Source organism: Moraxella sp. CTOTU48268, from assembly GCF_032069585.1.
In the GTDB taxonomy this organism is placed as follows: domain Bacteria; phylum Pseudomonadota; class Gammaproteobacteria; order Pseudomonadales; family Moraxellaceae; genus Faucicola; species Faucicola cinerea.
In genome coordinates, this window is the sequence record NZ_DAMALV010000050.1 from 1 (window position 1) to 13,164 (window position 13,164).

General features: G+C 39.7%; 8 protein-coding genes and 1 pseudogene. 3 read left to right on the forward strand and 6 right to left on the reverse strand.

Annotated elements, in window-relative coordinates; translation table 11 throughout:
* From RT143_RS11435 to RT143_RS11445, 3 genes and pseudogenes are all read left to right on the forward strand, one after another.
* Positions 1-144 (forward strand): annotated as a pseudogene (locus tag RT143_RS11435) (IS5/IS1182 family transposase); the annotation flags it as partial.
* Between the two features lie 77 nt (positions 145-221).
* Entirely contained in the window at positions 222-830 is a 609-nt protein-coding gene (locus tag RT143_RS11440; RefSeq protein WP_313093156.1) for a class I SAM-dependent methyltransferase, read from the forward strand.
* Between the two features lie 119 nt (positions 831-949).
* Entirely contained in the window at positions 950-2,446 is a 1,497-nt protein-coding gene (locus RT143_RS11445; protein WP_313093158.1) for an esterase-like activity of phytase family protein, read from the forward strand.
* A 168-nt stretch (positions 2,447-2,614) separates the two neighbouring features.
* Here the strand turns inward: RT143_RS11445 and RT143_RS11450 are convergent, their stop codons facing one another.
* The 6 genes from RT143_RS11450 to RT143_RS11475 form a co-directional block, all read right to left on the reverse strand.
* Positions 2,615-5,815, reverse strand: a complete 3,201-nt coding sequence (locus tag RT143_RS11450; RefSeq protein WP_313093160.1) for a tyrosine-type recombinase/integrase — start codon at positions 5,813-5,815, stop codon at positions 2,615-2,617.
* A gap of 394 nt (positions 5,816-6,209) precedes the next feature.
* Positions 6,210-8,426, reverse strand: coding sequence for a hypothetical protein (locus tag RT143_RS11455; protein WP_313093162.1), 2,217 nt, complete (start codon positions 8,424-8,426; stop codon positions 6,210-6,212).
* On the reverse strand, positions 8,416-8,967 hold the full coding sequence (locus RT143_RS11460; protein WP_313093163.1) for a hypothetical protein: 552 nt from the start codon (positions 8,965-8,967) through the stop codon (positions 8,416-8,418). Before RT143_RS11460 ends, RT143_RS11455 begins: the two co-directional genes overlap by 11 nt.
* Positions 8,968-8,993: 26 nt before the next feature.
* Positions 8,994-9,929 carry a Fic family protein gene (locus RT143_RS11465; RefSeq protein ID WP_313093164.1) on the reverse strand — a complete coding sequence of 312 codons (936 nt, stop codon included), beginning with the start codon at positions 9,927-9,929 and terminating at the stop codon, positions 8,994-8,996.
* A 429-nt stretch (positions 9,930-10,358) separates the two neighbouring features.
* Entirely contained in the window at positions 10,359-11,501 is a 1,143-nt protein-coding gene (locus tag RT143_RS11470; RefSeq protein WP_313093166.1) for a glycerate kinase, read from the reverse strand.
* A gap of 37 nt (positions 11,502-11,538) precedes the next feature.
* A complete protein-coding gene (locus RT143_RS11475) occupies positions 11,539-12,891 on the reverse strand; it encodes a GntP family permease (RefSeq protein ID WP_313093168.1) in 1,353 nt (450 codons plus the stop codon).
* Positions 12,892-13,164: the final 273 nt, after the last annotated feature.

Sequence of the window (13,164 nt, forward strand, 5' to 3'; positions counted from 1 at the left end):
ATACCAAAGCGATGGGTTGTAGAACGTTCGTTTGCTTGGCTTGAGAAAAATAGACCTCTATGGAAAAACTGTGAGCGTCATTTAAATACGAGCCTTCAATTTACCCATCTCGCTTTCATCGCTTTATTATTGAAAAGATTGTGAACAGGTTCTTATCGTTTTTCAAAAGAACGTCTCATTCATAATTGGCAACCTAAGCCACAAGGGCTGAGTATTTTTTAATGGGTACTTTGGATTATTATCAGAGGAATGCTAAAGAATTTTTTAGCCAAACAATCAATGTCGATATGCAGAATGTGTATCATCCGTTTTTAGAATATTTGCCAAAAACTCATTTGTCTAATCAGCAAAAGATTTTGGATGTTGGCTGTGGGTCGGGGCGGGATAGTGTATTTTTTGCTAATCAAGGTTTTGAAGTTGTCGCCATCGATGGCTCGCAAAATGTAATTGATTTAGCCAAGCAAACTGATACGCGTATTTACTGGCAATGTCTAAGATTTCATGAGATAGCCAAACAAAGCTGGCAAAATCATTTTACGGGGATTTGGGCATGTGCGTCTTTACTTCATGTACCTTTTGATGAGTTACCAAAACTGCTTAATGATTTAATTCTTTGTATAAAACCCGATGGGATTTTGTATGACTCTTTTAAGTATGGCGATGCCGAGCGTGAAAAAGACGGTCGATTTTTCTGTGATATGAATGAACAGCGTTGGAAATTAATTGAAGAGCAATTAGATTCTGCCAAAGCCTTGAAGCTTTGGCAGACAATTGATAATCGCATGGATAAAAGAGACATTTGGTGGAATGTACTGCTCAAAATATACTAACCGCAAACAGTACTTTTGCGTAGCCAAACCCTATCATCAAAATGACATAATAATGAGCTAGAGTTATCTAATTTACCCAGTACGTTAGTCATAGTTTATTACCTAATTTGAGGACAGTTATGTCAACCATGTTAACCAAAACCAAGCTAACCCTATTAGCCGTTGCTACAGCTAGCTTGCTAGCCGGCTGTAATAATGATAATAATTCTAATGTGTCTTTTGATAACTCAACTCCTAATACAAGTTATGAAAACTTACTTACCACCTTCAAAAATGGCACTGCGCTGCCAAGCAAAGTATTACTGACCACCAAAGACGCAGATGGCAAAACCGTCAACGTCTATCAAGGCGGCTATGGTTCAGACGCATTTGTTAATCCCGCGAATCCAACGCAGTTTTATGCCTTAACTGACCGTGGACCCAATGCTGATGTGGTGAATGGCGACCCTAATCTGGATAAAGGGGAAGGCAAAGCTTTCCCTGTGCCTAGTTATACACCTAATCTTGGCTTGTTCCAACTTGGCAATGACGGCAAAATCAGCTTAGTTAAAGTGATAGAGTTTAAACGCCCAGACGGTACCACCAAAGTCACTGGTTTGCCCAACCCAGTCAATGGGGCAACCAAAGAAGTCGCTTATATCCAAAACACCACGGATACCGGCTTTGACCGCTTGATGTTGGTCGACCAAACCAAGCCTTATGATGCTCTGACCAACCCTACCAAAACTGACCCGTATGGCTTTGACCCAGAAGGTTTAGCAGTGATGAAAGATGGGACCTTTTGGGTGAGTGATGAGTATGGCCCACACATCGTTCACTTTGATGCCACTGGTCGCGAGATTGCCCGTATCAATGCCTTTGATACGGGTGAAGGTGCGAGTACTTATAAAGTAAATGGCAAGCTGATTACCCTACCAGCGGAATTTAAAAAACGCCGCGCCAATCGCGGTATGGAGGGCTTAACAGTTACCCCAGATCAAAAATATCTGGTTGGTATCATGCAATCAGCTCTATATAACCCTGATAAAACCACCAAAAAATCGACCATGACCCGTATTGTGCGTATCGAATTGGCAACGGGTAATATCGAGCAATTTATTTACCAACAACAAAACACTGCTACCGACTCTAACTCAGGCATTGTCGCCATTGATAAAGACACATTTTATGTCATCGAGCGCGATGGCGACCTGCCACAACTTAATGCCGCAGCGATTAAAAAGGTATATAAAATTAGCCTAATGGGTGCGACAAACTTAGAATCACTCACCAATACTACCGACATTGTGCAAGACGAAAATCTTGGCTTAATGGTCGGTGGCAAAACCTTGGAGCAGTTGACCCTCACTGCCGATGGTTGGAATGTGCTTGCTAGTAAAGGCATTCGACCAGTGAGTAAAACCGAGTATCTCGATGCGGTGATGAAGCTAAACTACCCGCATGATAAGCTTGAAGGTTTGCTCCTATTCCCGAATGGTACATTGGGGCTGATCAATGATGACGACTTTGGCATCGCTGCGCAAGTCAAAGACAGCAAAGACTTTATCACGCCAAAATACATCGACAAAGCCAACAGCGATATTGACAGCGATCGCTTGTATATCTACCGTCCCTAAAATTCTGCTCTTGATTGAAAAGGGCTTGGCATAAATTAGTGTGCCAAGCCTTTTTTAAATGTCACATTACCTGATGAATCCAATAATAAAACGAATCCAAAAAAGTCCTCATCTCTTGCAACACTTTGATGGTTGCTTTGCCAATTAAGAGCAAAAACTTGAAATAGATTAAAACATCATGATCATTAGCCAATGTACGATGTGTTTTATCATCACTGAATTCGGCTGTTTTTTTGTGGGCTTGCCTTTATCATTTGGGCGAATCATACTGAGGCTAAACCCGCTATAAATCGGCTTTTGGATAATCTCTCCTTTGAAGTCAGCAAATTTTTCATTAAATTTTTTGATAGCGTGTCCCGTTTCTTTCTTATCAATCGGCATGGTAAAAGATTTTTCACCTGTTATCTCATTAACTACTGTGGTCGGTGTATATTTACAAATATTGATACGCCAATACTCGCTTGGGAGTATTTTTAATGCCGTTTCAAGATAGCCATAGAACTGCTTGGTTTCTTTGAATGGAAACCGAATTTCTGGTTTTGAAGGTATGGTTTTTTCATAAAAAATTTGTACAAATTCAGTTAATTCGCGTTTACCTGCTTTAAACTGGCACAGTTTTTCAATATTATCAAAGCAGAGATTTGCTAAAGCGATTTCTTGGTGATAGTGCAATGGCGTTGGCGTAATGATCGGATGGGATGATATTTGCTGCCGCTTTTGACTGACAAATTTATAATTGGATGAGCCATCTTCATTGGTAATCAGTTTTAGGGCATTTTGATAAATTAGCATCGCGTCGTTAAAGTCAATATTAAGTTGACAGGCACTCGATAAATCCATACCCGATTCGATATCCCTCAGCATTTTCTCAATGACCAGACGTTTGTATTGACCAAAAATCGAAGATGATGGCGGATCTTGTAATGTTGTTGGAAGAGGCGTATCAACAGCATCCAATTTTATTGCTTGCTTGGCACTAGACTGTAATTTTTGCGTTGAAAGTGCATTGTTCATAAAGCTGCGAATATGCCAAAGATTAACGACTTCATTATCAAAATCTACCGCGTCCTTGTGATATTGGTTAAAGCTACGCCTTGCTTTACCTGATAGTTTGATGACAGTGGCCAATGGTAATTGAATTTTAGCTTTTGACAGTTGATGATGGGCGATAATATCCGCGGTGTGAACGTAAGAACTAAAGGTGGTATTCAAATCGGCGTGCCCTGCAAAATCTTCCAATACTTGCCAAAAACTTGGGCTAACCTTTCTTTTTGGACCCAATGCAGCATGTCGAATGGCTTGTACCTGTTCACGGCTATAATCGGTAAAATACTCAATCACACTATAATCACAACGTAATATCAGCGCCATATTTGAAATGGCATTATGACGAAAGCTGTGCATACTGATGTCATGATAGCGATTTTGTAAAATGGGGTCAGTTAAAATCCCGCGAAATGGTAGCTCGACACTGTTTCTATCGATAGGTTGAGCATGGTGTGGTAGAGTAAATAAATACTGGGCATTTTGTCGTAATTTTTGATGGAAATATTTTGTGAATGCAGCCAGTTCAGTAGGCTGCAACAGCACATTGAGCATAAAACGGCGGGTGGCGTCATCAGATTTTAAATCGCGCTGTGCATGTGGTCTTAAGACAATATTGTAATCAATAAACCCCTGATTATCATACTCAATATCTGAAAGCCTAATTGATAGCGCTTCCATAAATCGCATCCCTGTACGATACAATAGAATCAGTATCAGTTTTAGCACATCTCTTAACTTATCATTAAAAGACGGATGGTTCTCTAGTTGCGTGAGCATATGCTGATATAGCGCGACAGGAATTAGACAACTATTAACGACTAAGGGATCTTTTTCACCGTTTAATCTAAGATAGGGTGCGTTAAACTCCCTGACGAGTACGTCGTGCAATGAGGCAAGCACAGTTCGGGTATAGCCCATTTTTAAGGTGTTTTTTGTCCTTATAATTTTGTCATAAATAAATTTATATTCAAAATCTTGCCAACCAATAAAATCTGCATCACGAGTTTCTGCCAAAAAATCATTGCCAATCTCTGATAAATAGCGTTGTAACGTGCTAGGTTTATTGCCTTTTTTAGCTAAATCTATGAGCCATTTCACCAGGCGTTGCTGGTTAGCTAATAACGGGCTATTAGCGTAAAACCGCGCTAATTGACTGACAATTTGACTTTTCTGACCATTTAAAATGTTGCGAATGACTTTAACAATATCATCCTTAAAATCGCCTTCTAGATCAGGTGTTTTAGCGCTGCTATTTGAGGTTGTAAGCTGATCAATCGCTATAGTCGGATCGTTGCTAGTGATGGTTAACGAAGCTTTGGTACGTGCATCGATTTTTATGGGGCTAAAATAGCGCAGCAGTTGCTCAAAGGTGATAGCAGTATGGCGTTGTCGACCGACCAGGGTTTCAACCATTTGCTGGTCAATCTTTACATTGGGTAGGGTTTGCCAAAAGATATTGATATGATTGAGGAAATTGGAATTTGCAAAGTTATCGGCGTTAAACTTTTCGCCAACCAGGTCGCTCAGTCTGCGAATACATTCTGCATAACTGGGAAATTTGCTGCTTTCAGTAAAATGCGTATTGAGATACACCAGCCAGAGCCGACTAACATCATTTAAAAACACCCATCTTGAATAATATAATTGAACCTCATCAGGGTTGTCATTATCTAACCTTACAATACGATTGGCATACTCAGTTGATGTTAATTCAATCGGTAGTAATAGCTGTTCTTTACCGACGTGATAAATGGTTGTTTTGTCTTTTAATGCTTGATATACCGCTTTTATGATCAGCGCTTCGTTATAACCGCCAAAGACGATCTGGGAAAATAATAACCAAGTCACACTATCGATTAGGGTAAAGCTATTCTTAACTTGCCAAATTTGTAGGGCATTATTAACGATTTGCTCGGCTGTTTCTAAATATAAAAAATTGTCTAGATCATTGGTGTTAGCGGGACGTTTAGGGATATTGGCTATAACAGGGGTTGGGAACGGTTTTAGATTTGCCTTACTACGTTGTTTATTGATATTGTTGAAAAACTTTAAGCGGTGAGCCATTGCAGCAGGTAGTTGAGTAGCCTTAAGCTGCTCATTGAATTGTTTTAAGATCCTTTCATACAATTTATCAATAAGTTCATCTTTTACTTGAATTTTATAGCCTTCAGCACTGTCAACTTTCATTTCATTTAGAAAGCTTTGCCATTCACTTTCACAAACTTGTTGGCTAATTTCAATCGCGTGTCTATTGTCAACTTTTCGAGCGCTTTTAAGCGCTTGTTGTCGACGTTCATAACCAAATAAATCAGAATTAGGCATGCGTTGGTTTCCCATGTTTTTTAAACTTGCTAGTATTTTGGGGAAGCAAATGAATCGCTTGTAACTTGTTAATTGTCCATTCACATTTCTGGATGATACCTGTAAGGATATACATGATCCTGCTTGTCCAGTGTTCCTCGATGTTACATTTCAATTTTTACATATCAGCTTGATATGTCGATGGTGTAAACACATTATGACGGATATGTCGATTTTCATGCTAAAAATCGACATATCGTATTTTAGTGTCGATGCGATAAACATAAACATGCCTTATGTCGATTTCCTGATGGAATTTCGACATATATTCGAGTGTTATTGCTGATGGAGATGGTCTATCACCTAAATTCAACTAAACTCGCTTACCACATACCTTAATTCTTCCAATGAGCTATCATGCAATCTGCTGTAATTGGAGTTTTTGAGCTAAATCATCGTAGACATGCCGAACCACGATGATATGACCCACACTCATTGACGAATGTTTTTGCCAGGTCTCTTGTCCAAACATCTCATGCGCAAATATGGCCGAAATGATGGCTTCATCAACTTGCTGCTCTAGCAAAAAACGTTGCCCAACATGACGTGTCCAATCCGCTTTAAACTTAAAATTTTCTGCTAATTGTTTTTGAATAATCGCAGGTCGCATACTTGCCATATTGCCCTTGGTATCTAACCAATTAATTAAAGGACGTTTAGATTGTAGAATTTGCTCAATCTGATGAGCTAATGCAGGATTTAATCGTCCAAACTTGGCAGAAAATTTTGACAAAAATTCCAAGTAATCTTGTATTGCTTTAACCAGAAAATCACAGATTGGTACAAGGCGTTGGGCATTGGTGGTGAAACGTTCTTCTTTGTCTTGAATCCAAGCGATTTTTCGGCTTAGATTAAATTGCTTCAAAAAGCCAGGTGCGCCTTCCACCGCACGAACAGAAGTTAGAATTAGCGACACATGCCAGAGCCATAAGCTATAAGCATTAAACTTATCAATGTAATGCGTCTGGGTAATAAGCTGTTTGTGTAAATGCTCAAAGAAGCGTTTTACCAATAAATATTCAGGCGTATTTTGGCTACCGATACGAAAATCAGCATCTGGCTTAGTGCTGAAATAACTTAAATCTAAACAACTACGTTGATTCAGCAGTGCAATCGCTTGTTGATAAACCTCGAAAATTTGTATTTGTTTAAGAGAGGTATACGATAGGTCAGCACGTTTGCGAGCATTTCTGCCTGTAATAATACTAGCAATCTGTGTGGTCGTAATTTTATAAATAAGCAAGGTATAAAGTGACTTTTCGATGCGGGCTAAGCTGAGGTAGGGTAAAACCAGTTCTTGACGTAACTCACTAATAACTGTGTCAACCCATGGTTCCATCGGCTCACCTTTGTATGCCAAAAAACTCGCTAACTCATGAGGTAGCGGTAATTTTATTGATGACAAGCGATTTGCTAGAACATTTTCAATACCTATCTGCCGAATACGCAGTGGGGTAATATCAAGCTTTATAAAAAAATCAAATTGTTGAGTTCGATTACTAACATCAACAATTTTTTTCTCACTATTATTAATATCAACGGATAACTGTTGGATCGAATAACCGGTGTGTAACGAAAGCAGTAAATAAGCCACAGCGCGCTTTTTATCTCTCTCGATGTCTGCTTGATGAAAATACTGCCACAGCTTACTACAAACATTTTGTATCACGAAAGGCGGTAAATGACGAATGTTGATCAGACTAAATAGCTCATTGCGGTTAGCATGGGAAACTTTCGCCTTGGTTCGACGCTGAATTTGTTTTGGGGAAAATTTTTCGGTTGCTTTTAGGCTACGTTGCTCAAGAACGACGTAAGTAGGCAAATTATTATCAAGACGCTCGCGCAACGCATCAATATCATTCTGCGTTGATTCAATCTCTCTAACCTCTACCAATTCATCAGTATCATCATCGATATCATTGACAGCCAACGTTTGGGTATAGCTCTCGTCAATCTTAGGTTTTGCTTGGCTCCTTCTACTTTGGTTTTTTCGAGTAATGGGTTGTCGGTGATGATAGGTAAATTCAAGCGTGCGATAAATTGACTGTAGTTTTGATAAATTTGGGTGATTAGCGTTTTCGAAAATTTCTAGTTGCTGATGAACATTTCGATAGGTTCGTTCCAGTGTATCTGCCTGCCAAGTGGTATAACAACTTTGCCAAAGCGATTGATAACTAGACTTGGGTGTAAGCCACTTTCTCGCTTCAATGCTGGTTTCGCTAATACGCCGAGTCAACTTGTTATTAGCAAAATATAGTAAAAGGTGGCAAAGCTTAGATATCCATTGCCACTCCAATGATGGATTTTTTATATCAAATGGTGTGAGAACATAGCTACTAGCAAGAAATGCTTTAACTTCATAACTCTCCTTCGTAGTTTTGCCTTTGTAACTTTCAAAAATCTCTTTTAACTGTTTAGGTTCCAATATGACATTCGATTTATCCGTAATATCAAAACCGACAAATGAAGAATCAGTAATAGATGTAACCGTCAGAAAAAAGTCTCGTAACGACTGCACATACTCGTCATCGTGCTTTGGCAATAGGACAGCAATTAATTTATCAATATCCATCTAGAGCCTCTTGAATTAATTGGGAAAATAATGGAAAAGTATATTGCCGATGCTCTCGTTGTAACTTGGCTTGATAATCATAATGATGACGTTCTAACTGCAAATCAGCTAAAATTTTTTCAATTGTCATATTGCCCCCAAATAGTTCTTCAGCAATTTTTTTTGGCATATATTGCTTAAGCTCATTAAAAATTTTGGGATTGATAGGCTTAAGTGCATAAAAATCAGCTTTTAAAGATGCCCAAGCCCTTCTTTCAATGTCGATATTTGACAAAGGAAGTGGTCTAATTGTTACATTGGTGACATCATTGACTAGTACCACTTCAGCAAAGTTATCAAAAAAGTAAAATCTGTCATCATCTTTTATCACGTCAAATATCAAGGGCTTATGCAAATTTTGGTGAGCAGAAGGAGTAGGGAAGTTTTCACAGTAAATTTGAAAGGCTTTAACTACCGAAGGATGGACAACAAAATTTTCAGTCGTTACAGACAGAGTTTTGGTGGTGATTCTGTGAGTTATTTTTGATGTGTTTTTTGCCATTTCCCTATCTCCCCATCTCGTTTAAATTATTTCACTACTGCTTTACCTAGTGTAGTAAGACGGTATTGTTGGTTAGGGCTATTGGGCTTATCGGGGATGGTCATTTCAATCAACCCTGCTATTAGGGCGGGATTAAGGTATACTTTTCTAAAGTTTCGGCTGTCCTTTAAACCTAACAAGTCCATCCATTCTTGACGAGTTATCACCTGATTGTCGTAGTTATTTAAGCTTGTCAGTAGTTTTATAGCTTGGGGGGTAGCTTGGGGGGTAAATGTATTTTGCTCAATTACGCTTTCATCTAGCATTGCTTTTTGATGAATGGGTAATTTTACTAAGAAATAGGTGCGTTCATCATCCGTCTCAAAAGTTGGCATAGGCGAACCATTCTTTTTCATGGCTCGTAAAATTTTGGGAACACCTGTTGAGCGACCTTCGGTTAAGTCCAACTCCTTTAAGAATTCACCAATACGTCGATTACGATAACGCCTTGTTACAGCACGTCCTGCTTGCAAGTCATCAAGCCTAATAGAACGGTCTGCACCTAGATAGCTTAATATGATGATTTCATCAGGATAAATGCGGATTTCGATTGGATTGCGTTCTTCATAAGAGCGGTGATATACCGCATTGACCACTGCTTCTTCAATCGCAATGAATGGATAATTCCAAAACCGTTCCGCTTGTGCACGGTCAGGATGTTTAATCATGGTCTCTTTTAGAAAGCGACTTTTAATGTAATCTAAGCTATCTTGAGTGATACGCTCCAATGGTCCAGTAAAAATTTTTTCTTCAAAACTGTCACCACCTGCCCCATCGGGAAAATTATGAAAATCATTAGCGAAGGCACAGATGGTATGCAAAATAGATTCAGAATTCCCATCAGCCTTGTATTCGATACGCTCACTTTCAATCGTCCTTTGATATAGTAGGTCTTCAATGCTAATAGGTAGTTTAGTATTCATAATCTTTACCTTTTCATTTAGAAAATATTAAATAAATATCGATAGAGAATTAATTTGACCTATCATTCCTTAAAAATACTAGTAAACATATATTTTAATTTTATTTAATTAATATTTAAGATAACATTTTAAATAAATTTTTAATTAAAAATTTAGATATTTTTAATAATATAATTTACAAACTTTGCAAAAATAGGGTAGGGCGGATATAGGTTGGTGTCATTTTTGATTTTATACAGCAAAATTAACGTGACCAAAAACTATTTAATATACCTAAATATACACTAAAATTTTGAAATAATAAAGACAATAAAAAAGCTGAATCCCTTTTAGGTAAGGGAATTCAGCTTAATGTAAATTTAGGTATTTTAGGTGTACGTCATTGCCAAGGTCGGGGTTTTTTTAATCACATCACTATGTGGCTAAATACTAACGGTTTAATTGTTGACCCAATTGCATCGCCATCGCGATATTATAGGCAGTTTTTTCAACATTCTGTTTTGCTAAAGCAAGTGCCTCATCAAGCGAGCCTAAAGTTTGAATACTGGGAATCGCTATTGTAAAACCATCGTCTTTCCAATGGCTGTGGGGGTCATCGACCACGCCACAAATGGCGATAACGGGCACATTAACTGCTTTGGCAAGTGATAGCACGCCTGATGCCACTTTGCCCATGGACGTTTGAAAATCCATCTTCCCTTCACCGGTGATGACCAAATCTGCTTGCTGAATCATCTGCTCAAGATTACTAAATTCACTTACCAGCTGAAATCCGCCAGCCAGTATTGCCGATAGAAACGTCATTAACGCAAAACCTAAACCACCTGCGGCCCCTGCGCCTGCTTCATTGCGATTATCGGGGAAATTTTGACGGCTGGCAATATTGGCAAAATGGCTAAGGGCATTATCTAAAAGAACGATATCGTCTAGCGTCGCCCCTTTTTGCGGGGCATACACATGGCTAGCACCGAGTTTGCCACATAATGGATTGGTCACATCACAGGCAACGGTAATACTAATATCAGCGATTTTATCGCTAACCCCACTGCTATCAATAAACGCCAATGCCGCTAACGCTTTACCGCCTTGCACAAGCTCATGATGCTGTGCATCCAAGAAACGATAGCCCAAGGCCTTTAGCATACCTGTACCTGCATCATTGGTGGCACTGCCACCGATACCTAGGATAATATGTTTTGCGCCTTTATCAATCGCATCAAGTAGCATTTCACCCACGCCATAAGTAGTCGTGACGCCTGGGTCTCGCTCTGCCTGTGTCAGTAGGTGCAAGCCAACACAGCTTGCCATCTCAATAATGGCGGTTTGATTGGGCAGTAGTACATAGCTTGCCTCAATCGGGCGCATCAAAGGGTCATGTGCAATGATACGTTGCCATTCGCCAGACAGCGTTTCTTTAAGCGCGGCGGCCGTGCCTTCACCACCATCTGCCATTGGGATTTTAATCATGTCAGCTTCTTTAAAAACAGTGGCAAATCCTGTCTCAATGGCATCACACACTTCACTGGCAGTGAGGCTTTCTTTAAATGAATCTGGGGCAATAACAATTTTCACGGTGCTTTTCCTAAAGTTATTTTATGAAATGTGTGACTTAAAGCAGAATAATCGATAATAACCAGATAAACACCATACTGACGACACCTTGGATACCTGTAGCGACAGTATGGGCTTTATAGGCTTGTGGCACACTCATACGACTAAACTGACTGACAACCCAAAAATAGCTGTCGTTGGCATGTGATACGGTCATCGCACCTGCCCCAATTGCCATGACACAAAGCACTCGGCCCATATCACTGTCCATACCAATTTGCCCTAACATCGGTGCGACTAAGGCAGAGGTGGTTACCAATGCCACCGTGGTTGATCCTTGAGCGGTTTTGAGTGCCGCCGAAACGATAAAAGGCATTAAAATACCTAGACCTAAACTACTTAGCGTTTCGCCCAAATAAGTACCTACCGATGTGGCTTTTAACATGGCACCAAATGCACCCCCAGCCCCGGTAATCAACAGAATTGGCGCCGCTACCGTTAAGCCCTCAGCGATACTATCGCTAATTAGTTGACTTTTATTATTGCCTTTAATGAGTAAAAACGATAAAAACAGACCGATAAGTAAAGCAGAAAGTGGATGACCAACAAAGCCTAATAGTTGAGCCAATAATCCACTGCCCAATGGTTTAGAAGGAAATGCTACGATAGACGCCAGACATATCAATATAATGGGTACAATAATCGGTAAAAATGCCATCGTGGCTGATGGCAGCTGACCATATTGCTCACGCGCTTGCATCACTGCGGCTTTGTCAGTTGACATGAATGGATTGTCTGATTCAGGAATGGCCGTTAAAAAACGCTGGGACCATAACCAACCTGCGGTTACCGCCACTACCGAAACCAATAGACCCATACCGATGACTAAGCCAAGATTGGCTTCCAGACCAAGATTACCTGAGGCAGCAATAGGGCCGGGGGTTGGAGGTACAAAAGTATGCGTGGAATAAAGACCCGTTGCTAACGCAACACTCATAGCGACGTTGGAAACTTTTAAGCGGTTCGCCAATGATTCTTTTAGTGAATTTAAAATCACAAATCCCGAGTCGCAAAATACAGGAATCGATACCACAGCACCGACAATTGACATGGTTAGCGTTGGGAATCGTTCGCCAAGTAGCTTAATTACGGTTTCTGCCATCACGATTGCAGCACCCGTCTTTTCTAAAATAAGTCCAATAATTGTGCCAAATACGATGACCAAGCCAATATAACCTAAAATATTCCCAAAGCCCTCGGCAATCGTCTTAGGCACAGTGGCAATAGGAACTTGATAAAACAGTGCGACTAAAAATGCTGAAAGAATCAACACCAAAAACGGGTGCCATTTTAATTTTGCAGTGGCAACAATAATAAAGATAATAACAATAGCAAGCCAAAGTACAATCATCGGAACATCCTTTTTCCCATAGTTTCATGAGTTAACTGAGTTTATCCATCACATCAGCTAACTGTAGCAAATATGTACGAAACAATACCAGAACTTTTGACTGACATACCGTATTATTTCTAGAGGCAATTTTGGCGTATTGCGATAATTAATTTAACCGTGAAAAGGACTTTGACACGATGAACCAGCAAATAAAAAATCAGCACGACCTTAAACAGTATGAACAAAATTTTCCTTTAAACCTGCCTAGCAGCACCTATCAGATGCTATGTG